Origin of the sequence: Janthinobacterium rivuli (assembly GCF_009208735.1) — a bacterium.
In the GTDB taxonomy this organism is placed as follows: Bacteria; Pseudomonadota; Gammaproteobacteria; order Burkholderiales; family Burkholderiaceae_D; genus Janthinobacterium.
Window position 1 is genome coordinate 51,508 of the sequence record NZ_WFLJ01000001.1, and the last position, 16,408, is coordinate 67,915.

11 protein-coding genes are annotated in these 16,408 nt (G+C 61.8%); 2 read left to right on the forward strand and 9 right to left on the reverse strand.

Annotated features, from left to right (window positions below):
• Positions 1-14: 14 nt before the first annotated feature.
• Both GCN78_RS00260 and GCN78_RS00265 read left to right on the forward strand, forming a co-directional pair.
• On the forward strand, positions 15-662 hold the full coding sequence (locus tag GCN78_RS00260; protein WP_152249786.1) for a TetR/AcrR family transcriptional regulator: 648 nt from the start codon (positions 15-17) through the stop codon (positions 660-662).
• A gap of 41 nt (positions 663-703) precedes the next feature.
• Complete coding sequence (locus tag GCN78_RS00265) at positions 704-1,195, forward strand: hypothetical protein (RefSeq protein WP_152249788.1); 492 nt, start codon at positions 704-706, stop codon at positions 1,193-1,195.
• 27 nt (positions 1,196-1,222) lie between these two features.
• Here GCN78_RS00265 and GCN78_RS00270 read toward each other — a convergent pair whose 3' ends face one another.
• The 9 genes from GCN78_RS00270 to GCN78_RS00305 all read right to left on the reverse strand — a co-directional run bounded on the left by GCN78_RS00270 (position 1,223) and on the right by GCN78_RS00305 (position 16,398).
• Positions 1,223-1,756 carry a DUF4303 domain-containing protein gene (locus tag GCN78_RS00270; RefSeq protein WP_152249790.1) on the reverse strand — a complete coding sequence of 178 codons (534 nt, stop codon included), beginning with the start codon at positions 1,754-1,756 and terminating at the stop codon, positions 1,223-1,225.
• Between the two features lie 104 nt (positions 1,757-1,860).
• Positions 1,861-2,658 carry a substrate-binding periplasmic protein gene (locus tag GCN78_RS00275; RefSeq protein WP_152249792.1) on the reverse strand — a complete coding sequence of 266 codons (798 nt, stop codon included), beginning with the start codon at positions 2,656-2,658 and terminating at the stop codon, positions 1,861-1,863.
• 91 nt (positions 2,659-2,749) lie between these two features.
• A complete protein-coding gene (locus GCN78_RS00280; protein ID WP_152249794.1) occupies positions 2,750-4,348 on the reverse strand; it encodes a tetratricopeptide repeat protein in 1,599 nt (532 codons plus the stop codon).
• Positions 4,349-4,350: 2 nt separating this feature from the next.
• The gene (locus tag GCN78_RS29525) at positions 4,351-4,923 is read right to left on the reverse strand and encodes a phospholipase D-like domain-containing protein (protein WP_226939389.1); all 573 of its coding nucleotides are present in this window, start codon (positions 4,921-4,923) and stop codon (positions 4,351-4,353) included.
• Complete coding sequence (locus GCN78_RS00285) at positions 4,856-6,406, reverse strand: phospholipase D-like domain-containing protein (RefSeq protein ID WP_226939390.1); 1,551 nt, start codon at positions 6,404-6,406, stop codon at positions 4,856-4,858. Before GCN78_RS00285 ends, GCN78_RS29525 begins: the two co-directional genes overlap by 68 nt.
• Before the next feature lie 25 nt (positions 6,407-6,431).
• Complete coding sequence (locus GCN78_RS00290) at positions 6,432-9,206, reverse strand: type VI secretion system Vgr family protein (protein ID WP_226939391.1); 2,775 nt, start codon at positions 9,204-9,206, stop codon at positions 6,432-6,434.
• A 143-nt stretch (positions 9,207-9,349) separates the two neighbouring features.
• Positions 9,350-11,506 (reverse strand): S46 family peptidase, encoded by a 2,157-nt coding sequence (locus tag GCN78_RS00295; RefSeq protein ID WP_413465168.1) that lies wholly within the window; start codon positions 11,504-11,506, stop codon positions 9,350-9,352.
• A 99-nt stretch (positions 11,507-11,605) separates the two neighbouring features.
• A complete protein-coding gene (locus tag GCN78_RS00300; RefSeq protein ID WP_226939392.1) occupies positions 11,606-13,735 on the reverse strand; it encodes a sensor histidine kinase in 2,130 nt (709 codons plus the stop codon).
• The gene (locus GCN78_RS00305; RefSeq protein WP_226939393.1) at positions 13,732-16,398 is read right to left on the reverse strand and encodes a chemotaxis protein CheB; all 2,667 of its coding nucleotides are present in this window, start codon (positions 16,396-16,398) and stop codon (positions 13,732-13,734) included. The genes GCN78_RS00300 and GCN78_RS00305 overlap by 4 nt, the downstream gene beginning before the upstream one ends.
• Positions 16,399-16,408 lie beyond the last annotated feature (10 nt).

Here is a 16,408-nt window from a genome sequence, read left to right on the forward strand (position 1 = left end):
AGCGATAACATAGAATGACGACAACGAGTACCTATCATCACGGCAACTTGCGCGACACCCTGGTCGCCGCCGCCATCGCGCAACTGGCGCAGCAAAGCGACGCCGCCCTCTCGCTGCGCGAACTGGCGCGCACGGTGGGCGTGTCGATCGCCGCCGTGTACCGCCACTTCCCCAGCAAGGAAGCCTTGCTGGCCGACGTGGCGGCGGCCGGTTTCGCCAGCCTGATCGCCAAATGGGAAACGGAACTGCCGCCGCCGGGCAGCCTGCCCGCCGAACAGCGTTTTCAGCTGCTGGGCCAGCAATACATCGAATTCGCCCTGGCCGCGCCGGCCCACTACCGGCTGATGTTCGAACACCAGGACGTGCGCCAGTTCCCCGCCCTGCAGGAAGCGGCGCAGGCATGCTTCCAGTACGTGCTGCAAACGGCCGGCGCGGCCGTGCGCGAAGCGGGCCTCGATGCGCGCTGGGACAAGGCCGCCGCCAGCGCCGGCTGGTCGCTGGGCCACGGCTACGTGATGCTGCTGCTGAGCGGCCGCCTGGCCATGACGGACGGTGGCGATGACCTGTCGCCCGCCATGGTGCCGCGCTTTTTCCAGTTGCCGGCGGAGACATTGCGGCAGGCTGCCTTGCCAGGCGGGACAACCGCAATACGGCCACATTGAACTGGTTTTCGGCAGGCGCCACCTTCAGGAACGGATGATTCATGGACAATATATCGATGGACACGCTCTCCGTGATCGCCAGGCAGTGCATCGCGGTCACGTGCCTGCAACGCTTCTGCCAGCAGCATGTCCTTCAGCATCCGGCGCTGGACGCGTTCGCCGGCCACGTGTGGAAAGTGGCGCAGGTCGCGCCCGGGGATTTTGCGGCTTGGGAACGCGGCTTTGCATCCCTGGCTGTCACGGGCATGGGCGATCCCTGGCCGGACGACCTGCGCATGGCCATACCGCAGCAACTGCTTGGCGAACTGGAGCAACTAGTACAGCATGTGCTGGAAACGAGCGCCTGCACCTGGCATGGCGACGACCTTGCGGCAAGCGGGCGGCAGCTGGAAGCCGTCCTGGCCATCTGTGCCCGGCATGGCGTGGCGGTGCCGCCGCTTGAGCACTATGTGCAGCACGATGCGGCGCTGCCCGGCGGCTGGGGACCCGTGCTGACGGACGGGGAAGTCAGGCGCTGGCAAGCCCTGACATAGCCGGCGGCCGGCAAGGACGGCGGACGGTCACGCCGGCAGGCCCTGGCGCACCTGCTCGAGCAGCCGCTCCTCTTCTTCCGTATCGGCATCGACTTGCGTGACCACGGTCCAGAAACGCGCGCACGTCCTGATCTGCTCGAAAGCATGGGACGTTTCCAGCCGCACCATGGTTTTCCTCAGGCTGTGCAGATAGCCTGCCTCGACGGCGTCGAGCAGCTCGTCATCGGCGGCATCGATCAGCTCACTCAGCGCGCCTTCGATCCTGGCGTAGCCCTCCTCCCACAGCTGACCGATTTCCGGCACGTCGACTTCGATGCACTCGTTCGACCAGTCCGGAGGATAGTCATCGCGCTCCCGGTTGGCGGGATCGGTGTCAAGGCTCAACGAAAGGGAGGGAAACGAAACGGCGTTGAAGGCAAAGGCGGAGAATGCCTGATCCTTGAAGGCGGACGCGCCCAGCACCGCCAGCGATGCGCTGGCCAGCTTGAACAAGGTTGCTTCGACGTCGTAGGCCGTTTCAAACGTTTGCCAATCAAGTGGTGGAGCGGGAGTCGGGGGCATCGGTTGTCCGGTCAAAAAAAAGGGGGGAATGGTAAAGGCAATTATACGTGGCGCGTCCAGCGCGGCAGCATGCGTAACGTGTGCGCACGGGCGCCAGGGACGCCTTATCTCGCTGGCAGGCTGACGCTGAACGACTTGCTGTACTTGCTCATGATCTGCCTGATCTCGCCGCTGGCCGAGAGTTTCTTGAGCGCCTCTTTGAGTGCCCGCGTCGTTTCCGGCTGTGCTGTTTTCTTGGAAACAAACAAAATGAAATCGTTACTGCCCAGCACAAGCGGCACGCCAATCTCTTCCGGTTTCACGCCGGCCATGTACGCGCCGTAAAACAGGCCCAGGCTGGAGCCTATCCCCGCGTCCAGTCGTCGCTTGGCCAACATTTTTGCCATGGTGACGTAATCATTGACGGGATACTTCTGGATCGCATTGTCGGTGTCGAATTGCTCCACATATTTGCTGGTGCGTACCACGCCGACGGTCTTGCCGTGCAATTCGCTCAGCTTGCTGTAATTCTTGCCGGATGGGCCCACGACGATGATAGGCATTGACACGACCACGTCCACCGGCACGGCACCGCGCGTCATCTGATCGTTGCCGAAGCGTATGGTCACGTCGGCGATCCCGTTTTCAATATCGGCGGCGGTTCTGGGATAAGGGACAAGGGAGTTGGTGTAGCGCAAGCCGGCGACTTCCGCGATGCGGTTGCCGATTTCGTACATCATGCCCGTGGGCTGGCCGTCGCTGCCGATGAATCCCCATGGCGCACCGAGTATGGTCGCAATCCTGAGCGGTTCGCCGAGCGCCTGGCCCGCCAGCACCAGCAAGGTAGCGAGAATGGCAAACAGCCTGACAACTTTCATTTCCATCACTTTTTTAGAGGCGTGAAGTCCATGGATCCCATGCATAGTGTATGCCCGATTGGCCTGGATGCACTACATGACGATCAATTTTCCATCAGCTTTGTGCTGCTGGAAGGGCCGCGCCTGGTGCGCCGCCCTATCCGATTTCAGGAAGGGACATATCCATCCAATGCCACGTCACCTCGTCGTCAGGCAAATCGAGCAGCCAGTCGCGGCGCGGTTGCGGGAACGGCGCGCCTTGGGTCAGCCAGGCCTGGCGCCAGTATTGGTTGACGTTCGCCTGCAGCGGATGGTCGGGCGCCACCCACGGTTGCCAGACGCCGCTGACCGGACAGGCTTGTGCGCAAGTGCAGCTCAACAATGGCTCGGGCCGCGCCACCTCGCGCAGCAAGCCGCGCGCGGCGCGCGGTTCCACGGCCCCATGGTTATGCCGTATCGTCAGGCACTGTTCCCACGTCACGCCGCCATAACGCCTCTTGCCGGCGGCATCGAGCACGCTGAAATGGCGGAACTCTTCGCCTTTGCGCAGCAGCCGGGCCGGTTCCGTCAAGCCCTGCCCTTGGGCGGGTTGCCAGTATGCGGAAAATGGCGCGGTCGCCGCGTCGCTGTGCAAGCCAGTTGGCCGCAGCGCATAGTCGGCGGCCAGGAAATATGGTTCTTGCAACAACGAGGCGGCGCTTGGCTGTGGGATGGCGGGCGGCGGACGCACGCCCTTGGCGGCATGCAGCAAGGTATCCCTGTCGCCATTCCAGGGAGGCAGATCGGCTGGAGGAAGTGGTAACACCTTGTCCAGATTGGGGAAGCGGGCATTGGGATTGAATCCTAATTCTAGACTCAGTACCGCATAACGTTCGCCGCGCGCTTTGTCCACATAGGGCGCCAACATATCGGCAAGATCAAAAGGAGAACCAAATTCAATTGCCAGCGCATTCGCACAATCCTCACAACCAAACTTGACACCTTCATGCAACACCTTTAATGCACGATTTTTTGTTTCAGCGTTACGCGGTCCAATTATTTCTCCAGTTGCAGCACGCGGAGATAAATACAGAAAATGCAATTGATAGGCTGCCAGGCCATTTCCTTGGCCAAAAGCACACTCCAGCATTTTTGTCGCTACCGGAATATTCGACCAATAGCCCGCTCCCTCACTACGTGGCCCCACTTTTAATTTAACCCCCAAAAATGCCATCGCTTGCGGATTTCCCATCTGTGCCGCCTTTTGCCAGAAAGCAAAAGCCCGGGTGATATCGCCTGCCACACCCGTACCGTTCGCATAATACGTCCCCATCCGGTCATACGCCGCCGGTATGCCCAGCCGCATCGCCTTTTCCACCAGTTGCACCGCATCTTCATTACCATGTGAGGGATCGCGCCCTTCCACATACAGGCTGGCCAGATTGAGCATCGCCTTCCAGTGCAATCGCTCGGCCGCTAGACGCGTCAGATCGACGATTTTTTTGTAATCGCGGTCTTCCACAAAAATTTCAGGATCTTCCAGGGCGCGTGCTGCGAGAAACCAGTCCTCGGCTTGCGCATCGATCGGAGGCACCTTGCTTGCCTCGGTTTCACAGATAAAATCCGCAACATGCGGATTGAAGAGGGGCAGGCTTTGGTTGCGCGGCAAGATTTCTTCTTTGTCGTTAGGCATTTTGCAGGCGAATAAAGGAATACATAGGAAAACTGCCAAGATAAAAAATGGCAGGAAAAGGGGGAAATTTTTATACTTTTTCATGCTCAACCCAAACGTATCGTCGAGCTGCGTTTATCTTCCAATGGCAGCAAAAAACCAGTCATTTTTTTATCTGTAGAATTTCCAGAAAAAGAAAACTTTTTTTCGCGATTCTCATTCATTAATTTCACCCATGCCCTATAAGCACCCACAATCTCCGCCTTCGTCCCGCCCCCTCCATCGACCAGCCCGCCGCTATGCATGCGCCACACCCGCTTGCGCAAATCGCGGGCCACGCGGTGGTCGACGGTGGCGATATTGATTTCGCTGTCGACGGCCATGCTGCGCTGGTTCAGGTTGGCGCTGCCCAAGGTCATGAACACGTCGTCGACCAGCATCAGTTTGGAATGGATGTAGATTTCACGGTAGCGCCAGCGGTCGTTGTCGAACGCGCTGACATTGAGCATGGCTACCGAGACCTTCAGCCCGAATTCGCTCTCGAGCGTCATCACGCCGGGTTTGTTGATGCCGTTGGAATGCCGCACCACGTCGGGCAACTGGACTGCCGCCTCAGCGGTAATGCCGAATCCCGCCCTGACAAGCCGGGTTGTCGGCGCCTTGTTGTAGTCGTCGATCATCTCGTTTTGCCCCGTCATGCCAGCGTGCTGTCCCAGCGCCGCCAGCGTGTCGTGGGTGCGCCACCATCTGCGCGCGCTCGGGCACGGGGATGACGATGAATACGTGCATGACCGGCATATCACGCATGGTCTTGCCGGCCTTGACACTGCCGGCCTTCCAGGCGGCGACCACCCTCTTGCGCTCGGCCAGCAAATGGCGGGCCCATTCTTCATACTGGAAATACTGGTTTTCCACGTACAGGTAGCCGGCCGCCAGGCTGGCCTGGGTCACGGCGCGAAAATAGGTTTCCTTGATGCTCTTGTCTTGTTCCTCGGGCTGCGTCAGGACGATCTGCACGGTGGAGTCGCCCGGTTCGGCCTTGCGCAACAGCCGCGCCGGTGGGCTGCCATGGGGCAACTCGCGGCTCACGCTGGCAGTGGACGCTGCATGCGTGCGATCGCCGGCCGCGCGGTCCCAGGCCTTCACGAAATTGTTATAGAGCGCGATGAGCGCCTTGCCGCCGTCGATGCGGCAGGCGTAATCCTGATACGGTTTCAGCGTGGCGTATCCGCCATCCGCGGCCATGCCTTGCAAACACTCGCACCGCTCGTTGACGCCGCCCTGTTCGCGCCGCGTATCGTCGAGCAGATGGGCCGTCGTGTCCCAATAATCGGTCACCGAGTTCAGGCCCATCACGTAACCGACGGCCTTGGCCCCTTCTTCGTGGTCGAAATCGATCAGGACCGGTTTCTGGTGATGCGTGCCCAGGTATTGCATGCCGGGCTTTTCGATTTCCCCCATCGTCAGGCCGTGCGGCCGGTTGATTTCGGTCGCGATACTCTTGCTGATTGCCGCGCTGTCGCCGTGCCGCAAGCGTATCTCCAGACCGCCAAACAGGCCCTTGAACGCGGCCGCATACCAGCTGTGACAATATTCCTCACGCGCCATTTTCGGAATATCCTCGGGCCGGACGTACTCGCCCCAATAACCGTTGCCTAAAATAGGTTTCTTTCTTTTGACAGCATCGTGCAACATCGCCAGGCTGGCTTTGGCGCTGATGTCATCAAAGCGCTGTCCACCGATTTTCCATGGCGAGGTGCCGTGTGTATGGCCCGGCATGGTGCGCGCTATCGGTGAACCGATCCGGTCATGCCAGATCAGCAGGCGCACCCTGACGTGACGCCGTGCGGCGGCGATCAGCAAGTCGCCAAACGTGTCGCCGCGCGGCCAGGTGGCGCTGTTGCCGCGCACCAGTTCCATGCCCGGATCGAAACCCCAGCAGCACAGGTCGATGGACTTTTCAGCCCTGGCGATCTCGCCGGCGATGTTGGCGAACCCTTCCTGTCCGCAAATGAACAGCGTCAGCTTGTTGTTATGCGTAATCGGGTGGCTGGCCTTGCCTTTCAGGTTGCGGTTTTCCAGCAGCCACTGGAGCGAACTGGTCGCGCTGCGGCCGACCTCGTCGATGTGCGTGGTTTCGATTCGGCTGGTCGGTTCCGGCATGGCGCTCTCCCGTCAGTGTCGTGAATCATTGCATCCAGCGGCCATCGGCGGTGTCGTCGAACGCGCGCACACCGCGGTTCGACAGCGTCTGTTCGCCATCCGCCGCTGCGCCGGCATCGAAGCACGCGCTGGCCTGCAAGGCAAACTCTTCGCCATTGCCCAGGACGACACGGTAGCGCGGCGTGCCATCCTCGTGCGCGATCAGGATGCGGCCGAATTCATCGGTCAAGCCGCGTTCGACTTCCGCATCCCCCTTGTACAGCGTGTACGGCACCTGCGCGTAGTGACCGCCATCCGCATGGGCCTGTATCGTATGCTGCAATTGCCCCGCTACCGGCGCAATGGGCGGTTCCATCTCCGGCTGCGGCCGGTTCTTGGGCGCCAGCGTTTCCAGGTTTCCATGAAACAGCGTCGGCGACGGCGTGAAAAACTGCACCTTGTCGCCAATTTCGAGCATGCAGTCGGCGCCATGCAGGCGCACGCCTTTGCGGCCGCGAATATTCACCCAGTCGGCCTGGCTGATCAGCTCCAGCACCTTGTTGGCGACGATTTCGACCGCATCGGTTTGCGCCGCGATCTGCACCCTGCCGGAGGCGGCGATCAGTTTCATGCCGGCCTTGTGCACGAACAGGCGCAGCGCAGCGCCGATGCTGGCAAACAGGCCGCCACCTGCCGCCAGCGACAGGTCGCGCCCGGTCGTCAGCGCGGTGTGCTCGGCGCTGGCGATGTGCGTCGATTGCGCGCTCGTCGTTTCGATACCGGCCGGACTGGCCAGCACCAGATGCGGCTTGGATAACTCCGGAAAGACGTCTGCGCCGCCGTCAGCGGCGCCTAGGATGGCGGCGTGCTGGGCTGTCAGCACCTCGGCGGTGGCAGCCTGCTGCGCGGCGCTTTCCTGCGCGCCGTGATGCTGCGCCAGGGCGGCGAGCGCCTTGTGCCGCTCGGCCGCCTCGGCCAACCGGCGCACCGTTTCATCCATGCTCTTGATATGCGAGGCGGCGCCAGGGCGCGCTTCGGTGGTCAGCAACATGCCGCGGCCGGCGCGCGCCACGCCCCAGGCGTCCGACGCCAGTTCCCACCCCTCGCCGCGCGCATCCTTGCGCCCGCTGGTGTCTTCGATGCGGCTGATGCAGCCAAGCGACAATTGGCTGTGCTGATGATCGCTTTTCAGTTGCGCCTGGATGCGCCGGTGCGTGTCGTCGAGCACCAGCTGGTTGCCGCGCACGCCGTAGCCGCCGCCAGGCATCAGTTCCGCGGTGCGCCAGCCGCCCAGCATGCATTGCCCCGGCAAATTCCACGGCGGCGCATGATTGCCGTTGTATACCGCGCCGACAATGACGGGACGGTCGATATTTCCGTCGAGAAACTGGATCAGCACCTCCTGGCCGATGCGCGGCAACGCGATCTGGCCGAACGCCTGGCCCGCCCATGGCGTCATGACCCTGATCCATGGCGAACTGCCCGCGTCGAACTTGCCCAGCCGGTCCCAATGGAATTGCACCTTCACCCGGCCCAGCGCGTCGGTATGGATGGTTTCGCCTGCCGGCCCGGTGACAATCGCGGTCTGCACGCCAGGCAACTTGCAAGGCGTGCTGTTGAACTGCCGCCCCGGATACCAGCGGATGCTCTTGCGGATGCAGCTGAAACGGTTTTCATAATGCGACTTCGCGCCCGTCCCTGCCTGGTAATTGTTGGTGGCGACATGCTCGACCGACAGGATCAGGTATTCGCGCGAGCCGATATCCGGGCGCGCCGCTTCGCCTCTGGCCGGCATGGATTGCTCGCCGCTGAAGTGGCCGCCCAGCGTGAAACTGCGCCCGGCCTGGGCGCCGCGGTGATTGCCGCCGGCCTCGAAGTATTGCGCCTGGCAGTGATGCTCTTCCAGGCGGCGTTGCGCCAGCGCTTCGCCGTCGCCCATGTCGGCATAGCCATAGCCGGTGTCCTGATACAGTTCATGGGCAAACACGTCGCCCTGCGGGTGCAACGCATGGCCGCTGGCACGGCTGACATGGGGCTGCTTGTAATTGAAGCTGGCCAGCGTCAGCGAGCCTGAAGCGATCTTGCGTATGGCCTGCCAATCGCGTATGCCGTCGGACTCCAGCGAACCGGCGCCGCTGCGAAACGCCATCGCGTCGGCTTCGCCGGCATGGCCATCGCTTGAGTCGATGCTGTCGGTCAGCCAGGTATTGTCGCCCAGGCAGAGCGTGTGACCGTCGGCGCGATGTTCATACCAGTAATGGATGCCCTGCTCTTCCCAGCGCCGGTGCAGATGGTTGTAATCGGTTTCATTGTGCTGGTTGGCACAAGTTAATATCGCTTTTTCCTCATGCAGGCGGTTTTGCCAGTCGCGCTGCACATAATGCGCGAAGGTCGTTTCGCTGATGTCGATGACCGTGCGTCCATGGAACGAGACGTTGTCCATGCGCAGCCTGGAAAACGCCAGCCAGGGTTGCAGCACCATCTGGTAGAACGCGAAACCGCCATCGCTGCGCAATAGGCGAAATTCGCCGACATAACCATTAAAATGGCGCAAGCTGCCATCATCGCGCACCATCGAAATCGTGACCATGCGTCCCATCATCGCCGTCAGGGGCAGGTGGGGATTATCGGACAGCAATTCGACGTCGAAGCGAAAGTCGCGTGACATAGCTTCGTGCGCCCGCAAGCTGTTGACCAGCAGCGCGGTATCGGGCGGACCATCGTCGTGCGGAAAATCCATGCGCAGCAAGCGGTTCTCCTGGACTCGGCTGCCCGCTGCGAAAAGGCGCGTCAGGTCGGCTGCCAGCTTGCCATCATCCATATTGCCTCCTTCTGACTTGTTTCCCTGGCCCATGCTAACCATGGGGAACGCCGGCATATTGATGGAACACAAACTAGTTGCTCATACGCAAAAAAGCCGCATCGGCCCTGCGGCGGATGCGGCTTTGCGCTAGTGCAAGCGGCTTACTTCTTTGCGGCTTTTACTGGCTTCGGATACTTGATCGTCATTTCCTGCAGCAAGTTATCCGCATGGTCCACTTCCTTCATCACCCACAGCATGTAGCGGATGTCGAGGTGGATGGCGCGCGTGATGGCCGTGTCGAAGTACCAGTCCTTGGTGATCGATTCATACGTCGAATCGAAGTTCAGGCCGATCAGCTCGCCGCGCTTGTTCATCACGGCCGAGCCGGAATTGCCGCCCGTGGTGTCCGCGCTGGTGAGGAAGTTGACGGGAACCGTGCCCAGCGCCGGGTCGCGGAACTGGCCGTAGCGTTTTTGCTTGACGGCGTCGATCAAGCCTTGCGGCGCTTCGAACGGCGCCTTGCCCGTGACTTTCTCGACGATGCCTTCCACGGTCGTGAACGGTCCCTTGGTCAGCCCATCGCGCGGCGAGTACGGCGCTACCGTGCCGTAGGTGACGCGCAGGGTCGAGTTGGCGTCAGGATACACCGGCTTGCCTTGCGACTTTTTCCAGGCAATCACCGCTTGCATGTATTGCGGAATCACGCGTTCCAGGTTGCCGTCGACTTCCTTGCGGCGCTCTTCCAGCGCAAGCTCCACCGGCTGCAGCTTGACGGCCAGTTGCATGAAGGCGTCGTCGGACTGGGCAACAGCGGCCTGGTCCTTTTCCAGCCAGGCCAGGCGCTTGGCAGTGTCAGCCAGTTGCGTCTGCTGGTACAGGGCCGCCACGGCCGCTGGCGCCGGCAGCAGCGCGTCCAGGCCTTGCGGATGGCTCTTCGCCGCCAGTTGCGCATAACGCTTCAAGCCCGCTTCGAAACGCGCCTGATCGACCTTGTTGACATACGACTGTTCCAGGCGCGCCAGGCGGGCCTTGATGAAAGCCAGGTCGCGCTGCTGGAAGCCCGATTCGCGCTCGGCGTCCGCTTTCTGGCGCTCCAGCGACAAACGGTAGACGGTGCGCGCGCTCTTCAGCAAGTCGCTGTTGGTGGCCACGCTCCAGGCGAACTCTTCTTCGCTCAAGGCCATGTCGCTGGCGATCGCCGCGTCCAGTTCGGCCAGCAGGGTCGGCGACACGTTCGGCTGCCTGGCGTACCAGGCGCGGAATTCGGCGTCCTGCACGTCCTTGATGGCGGCGATGTCCTTGCGGGCAAAACCGTCGAGCAAGCCCTGGGTTTTCTTCAGCACGTTGTTGATGCTTTTGACCACGCTCGCATAGCGCACGGCGGCCGCCGCGTCACCCTGCGTCGCGTCGGCCATCACGGCCAGGTCCGCTTGCAGTTCCGACACTTTCAGGGGGAAGGCCGTATCGCGCGCGAAGCGGATTTCCGCCGGCAGCTTGTAGCGGCTGGTGCGGCCGGGATAGCCCGCCAGCAAGATGCCGTCACCGGCCTTCAAGCCTTCGGCCGAGACGACCAGAAAGTCCTTCGATTGGTATGGCACGTTGTCGGGCGACGGGTCGGCCGGACGGCCATCCTTGCCCACGTAGGCGCGCAGGAACGAATAGTCGCCCGTGTGGCGCGGCCATTCATAGTTGTCGATATCGCCGCCGAAGTTGCCGATCTTGTCCGATGGCGCGTACACGAGGCGCACGTCGCGTATCATCATCTGACGGATGCGGTAGTACTCGAGGCCGCGGTGGAAGGCGGGCACGGAGCAGCGGTACATCTTGTCCGTTTCGCATTCGGCGATCAAGTCCTTGACGCGCTTCTCCACGGCTTCGTGGCGCGCGCGGCCGCTCATGTCGGCCGTCAAGCCTTTCAATACGCGCTCGCTGACATTCTCCACCTTGTCCGTCACATACACCAGGCTGTTCGGACCGCCCGGCAGCTCGCTGGCGCGAGTCTTGGCCAGGAAGCCGTTGGTGATGTAATTGTGTTCCGGCGTGGAATTGCGCTGGATGGCGCCATACGCGCAATGGTGGTTCGTCACCACCAGGCCGGCGTCGGAGACGAAAGCGGCCGAGCAGCCGCCCAGCGACACGATGGCGCTCATCGGGTGCTTGCTCAGGTCGGCCAGTTTTTCCGCAGGAATCTCGATGCCGACCCGTTTCAGTTCGGCTTTCAGCTGTGGCAGTTGGTGTGGTTGCCACTGCCCTTCGTCGGCGTGTGCGCCGGCGAACGCGCCCAACAAGGCGACTGGTAATACGATTGTCTTGAACAAGATATGCCCCTCCATAAAAAGCAGGCGAAAGTATAGCCTGTCCAGCCTGCATGAGTCGGCAAAAATTATCCTGCTGCAATTACTGTATCGATTGCGGCATCAGGCGGCCGGCCGCCCCGTCCCCTGCAAGGGAATCTGCAGCAGCAACCGGCAACCGGCGCCCGAGGCCGGCACGCCCACCTCGAACTGTCCGCCCAGCGCCGTCACCCGCTCGGCGATGCCGATCAGGCCGAAGCACTGCTTCTTGCGCTGCTGCTGCGGCGTGATGCCGATGCCGTTGTCGCTGATGGCCACATACACGGCGCAGGCATCCGAACTGAGTTCGATCTCGACCTGGCTGGCCTGGGCATGGCGCATGACGTTGCTGAGCGCCTCCTGCACGATGCGGAACAGCACGATCTCGACCTGGCTGCCGACGGTGGAAAACAGCGCCTCGTCGCGTATCAGCAGCTGGCAAGCGACGCCGCTGCGCTTGCGGAAGTCGCCTACCTGCCACTCGATGGCGGCCTGCAAGCCCAGGTCCAGCGCCATCGGACGCAGTTCGTTCATGATGCCGCGCACGCTCTTGATGGTGGTGTCAACGTTGCTGAGCACGGCGCCGACCCGGCGGTGCAGGCGCGGATGCGAGCCTTCCGTGCGCGCGCTGAGCATGGAAATATCGATGCGCAGCGCCAAGAGGTTTTGTCCCAGCTCATCGTGGATATCGCGCGAGATGCGCTTGCGCTCGTCTTCCTTGGCCGTTTCCAGGTGCAGCGCCAGCTGGCGCAGCTGCGCATGCGACTGGCGCAGCGCGCCATCCATCAGCTTGCGTTCGGTAATGTCCGTGTGCGCCACCACCACGCGCAGCGGCCCTTCGCCGAGGAAACGGCTGATCCTGGCCTGCGACCAGCGGGGGCCCGAGCGCGTGGCAAATTCATACTCGAGCGCAAACGTGTCCGCATTGCCGGCAATGACGGCGCGGATGCCGGCGGCCAATTCGCGGCCGGCGCTGCGCTGCCAGCGCGGGTCCGACTCGCAAAATTCCAGATACTGCAGCGGCTGTGGCGTTTGCCCGACGAAGGCCAGGCAAGCTTGGTTGGCATGCACGACGCGGCCCGCCCGGTCCAGCACCAGCACCCGGTCCGTCAAGGAATCGATGGTGGCGTGAAAGAAGCGCTCCGCATCGCGCAAGGCTTCCTGCGCCCGCTCGCGCTGGTGTACTTCCAGTTGCAGATGCTGGTTGGCCCGCAGCAATTCGGCCGTGCGGTCGACCACCCGCTGGTCCAGCTCGCGGTGCAGTTCGCGCAAGTCCGCCTCGGCCAGCTTGCGTTCGGTGATATCGGAAAACACGCCGACAAAATGGCTGATGGCGCCGTCCGGGCTGCGCATGGGCGTGATCGACAGCGATTCGACGAAGCGCTCGCCGTTCTTGCGCCGGTTCACCAGTTCGCCATACCAGCTGCCATCCTGGTGCAGGCTGCGCCACATGGCTTCATAAAAATGCGGCAGATGCGTGCCGCCGCCGAGGAAGGATGGGTCGCGCCCGATGGCTTCCTCCGCCTGGTAGCCGGTGATCGTGGTGAAGGCGGGGTTGACGGAAATGATGCGGTTGGCGCTGTCCGTCACCAGCACGCCTTCGCGTATGCTGTCGAGGATGACGAAGGCGCGCCGCAAGGCCGATTCGCGCGCGTGCTCGTCGCCCAGGTCCGTCACCAGCATGCGCGCCGTGGCGCTGGCCGCGTCGAAATTGGCCTCGATGCGCACCATGCCGCCCATGCCGCCCGCGTCGCCCTGGAACAGTTGCGCTTCAAGCACCTGGCGCGTGCCGCTGGCAAAGACGGCGTCGAGGAAGCGGCGGAAGCCGACCTGCGCCTGGGGTGCGACGAATTGCTCGAAACGTCGTCCCAGCAGCTGGTTCCTGTCGCGCTGCAACAAGCCGCAGGCCGCCACGTTGACGCGCGTGATCACGCCTTCGCGCGCCAGCGAAAAGTAGCTGACGGGCGCCTGTTCATACAGCTGCGCATAACGGTCGCGGCTGTTTTCATATTCATTCTTCAGCTGCTCCAGCTCGGCCAGGGCCGCGCTCTGCATTTCCAGCTCGATCTGGCTGACCTGCAGCTCATGCAGCTGACGCATCACGTCTTCATTCGACTGCGGCGGCGCTGCGGGCTGGCGCTGCTGCGCCGCCAATTGTTCGGCCTGCTCTCGCAACCTGGCCGGCGCGCTGCCGTCGTCGAATGGTTCGTTCATGACGCGCTCTCTCCTGCTTTCCCGTCTGCCACGGCGCCGGACTGGATCTGGCGCAGCTGGGCCTCCAGTACCTTGGACTCGGTAATGTTAATAAAGGTTACCACCACGCCATCGATGACATTTTCCACCGTGCGGTAAGGCATGATCCGCACGTTGTACCAGCGCCCGTTCTTGGTCTGCACCTGCCGTTCGCAAAACACGAGGCTGCGGATCACTTCCAGCGCATCCGCCTCCAGATTCGGGTAGGCGAGATCGTTGACGATGTCGCTGAGCGGACGGCGCAAGTCCGTCTGGATCAGCTTATAGATTTGCGTGGCCGGCGCCGTGAAGCGGCGGATGCGCAGCTCGCTGTCGAGGAAAATGGTGGCGATGTCGGTGCTGTTGAGCAGGTTCTTCATGTCGCTGTTGACCAGCGACAAATCGTCGACCTTCGACTGCAGCTCCGCATTGACCGTGTACAGTTCTTCGTTGAGCGACTGCATCTCTTCCTTCGAGGTGGTCAACTCCTCGTTCGCCGATTGCAGTTCTTCATTGGTCGACTGCAATTCCTCGTTGGCCGACTTGAGTTCTTCGCGCGAGGTCTGCATTTCATCGCGCACGGCCTGGATTTCATTGCGTGCCTGGATCAGCTGCTGCTCCAGTTCCAGCACCTTGGGATTCGGCGAGCGGCCCCGGCGCGCGGTAGCCGCCAGCGGCACGCTGGCAAACGTGACGAAGACCATGCCGCGCAACGCTTCGGGCTGAAGCAAGGCTTCCGCCGTCAAATCCACGCCCTGCGCCTGCCCTGCGTGATCCTTGAGCACCAGGCCTTTCAGGCGTACCAGGCTGTCGCTTTGCAGCGCCTGCTTGATCAGGCCCGCCAGCTCGTAGCGCAAGCCTTCGCGCGCCATGGCGTGGATGTTCCAGTTGGCCTTGCCTGCCGCCGGCTCCAGGAAGGCGCCCGTGCGGCCATTGATGTACAGGATGTCCCCATCCTGGTTCAGCAGCACGGCCGCAGGCGAGTATTTTTGGAGCAATAATTGCTCGACATGGGATTGGATTTTTCCGGGCATGCTGACTTCTCTTGTGTCGCTGGGGGTAGGAGGAGTGGCCGACGATACCTTGGTGGGAAAGTACGTCAGCAAGCGCTGGCGCGCCAGGTTATCGAGCCGGCGGTACATCCGGCTCGACGTCGTCAGCGGCGCGAACAGCTCGGAAAAATGTCCTGGCGTGTCGGCGCTGCCCAACAGCAAAACGCCGTCGCGGTTCAGGGCGTAATGAAACAGGGGAATCAAACGCTGCTGCAATTTGGCATTGAGGTAAATCAACAGGTTGCGGCAGCACAGGATATCGAGCTTGGTAAACGGCGGATCGGAAATGATGTTTTGCTGGGCAAAGATGATCATGTTACGGATCTCTTTCCGGACCAGGTAATCGTTCTTGTCCTGCAAGAAAAACCGTTCCAGGCGCTCGGCCGACACGTCGCTGCTGATACTGTGCGGAAAGCGCCCCTGGCGCGCGCGGTCGATGGCGTCGGCCGACAGGTCGGTGGCAAAGATCTGCAGGCTGTACTTCGCCGGCGGGTTGCTGCCGGCGACCACCTCATGGAACACCATGGCCAGCGAATACGCTTCCTCGCCCGTGGAACAGGCAGGAATCCAGGCCTTGAAGGCACGCCCTTCCGGGTGGGCTGCCAGCATTTGCGGCAAGACCACCATCTTCAGGTATTCCCACACTTTCGGGTCGCGGAAAAAATTCGTCACGCCGATCAGCAACTCCTTGAACAGCAAGTCGATTTCCGCGGGATTGTTGCGCAGATAGGAAATGTACTCTTCCATCGACGTCATCTGGTACAAGCTCATGCGGCGCTCGATGCGGCGCAGCACCGTGTTGATCTTGTAGTCGGAAAAGCTGTTGCCCGTATGTTCGGTCAGCAAGGCGACAATTTCCTGCAAGGAATTGCGTCCGCTCGCCTGCTTGCCCGGCAACTCCAGGAAGCTGCTGCGAAACAGGTAACTGACGATCTTTTCCGGCATCTTGTCGGGAAAATCGACGAGGTCCACCGCGTCGGCGGCGATGGCGCTTTGCGGCATCATGTCGAACTTGGCCGTATCGGGATGCTGGGCCAGGGTCAGGCCGCCCGCCTGCTTGATGGCCTGCAAGCCGCGCGTGCCATCGCTGCCCATGCCGGACAGGATCACGCCCACGGCCAGTTCGCCCAGCTCGGCCGCCAGGCTTTCAAAGAAAGCATTGATGGGCAAGCGATGTCCGCGCAGTTGCAGCGGCTCGCTGAGCAGGAAACGTCCCTTCGACAGGCCCAGGTCGGCGTTCGACGGAATCACATAGATATGGTTGGGCTGCAAAACCGCCTGGTGCGTGATTTCCGTGACGGGAATGCTGGTAGCCCGCTGCAGCAGTTCCGGCAACAAGGCTTTTTGCGTGGGATCCAGATGCTGGATCACCACATAGGCGATGCCGCTCTCCTGCGGCACATGGGTCAGAAAAGCGACAATAGGGTCGAGTCCGCCAGCGGAAGCGCCGATGGCCACCACGGGAAAACCGATGGTGGACGCTTCAGCAGGCTGGCTGGCCGGACTGGTTTTGCTGCGTTTGCGGGTTATCATCGTCTGCAAGAAACCGGCCTCGGCAAACCTTGCCATGGCCGGCAATTGATAATCTTGCATTCTAGCACTC

Excerpts from the sequence above, each read along its gene's own strand:
- GCN78_RS00290 (WP_226939391.1), bottom strand. The coding sequence starts at position 9,206 with ATGGATGATGGCAAGCTGGCAGCCGACCTGACGCGCCTTTTCGCAGCG.
- GCN78_RS00300 (WP_226939392.1), bottom strand. The coding sequence starts at position 13,735 with ATGAACGAACCATTCGACGACGGCAGCGCGCCGGCCAGGTTGCGAGAG.
- GCN78_RS00270 (WP_152249790.1), bottom strand. The coding sequence starts at position 1,756 with ATGCCCCCGACTCCCGCTCCACCACTTGATTGGCAAACGTTTGAAACG.
- GCN78_RS00305 (WP_226939393.1), bottom strand. The coding sequence starts at position 16,398 with ATGCAAGATTATCAATTGCCGGCCATGGCAAGGTTTGCCGAGGCCGGT.
- GCN78_RS00275 (WP_152249792.1), bottom strand. The coding sequence starts at position 2,658 with ATGCATGGGATCCATGGACTTCACGCCTCTAAAAAAGTGATGGAAATG.
- GCN78_RS00265 (WP_152249788.1), top strand. The coding sequence starts at position 704 with ATGGACAATATATCGATGGACACGCTCTCCGTGATCGCCAGGCAGTGC.
- GCN78_RS00285 (WP_226939390.1), bottom strand. The coding sequence starts at position 6,406 with ATGCCGGAACCGACCAGCCGAATCGAAACCACGCACATCGACGAGGTC.
- GCN78_RS29525 (WP_226939389.1), bottom strand. The coding sequence starts at position 4,923 with ATGATCGACGACTACAACAAGGCGCCGACAACCCGGCTTGTCAGGGCG.
- GCN78_RS00260 (WP_152249786.1), top strand. The coding sequence starts at position 15 with ATGACGACAACGAGTACCTATCATCACGGCAACTTGCGCGACACCCTG.
- GCN78_RS00280 (WP_152249794.1), bottom strand. The coding sequence starts at position 4,348 with ATGAAAAAGTATAAAAATTTCCCCCTTTTCCTGCCATTTTTTATCTTG.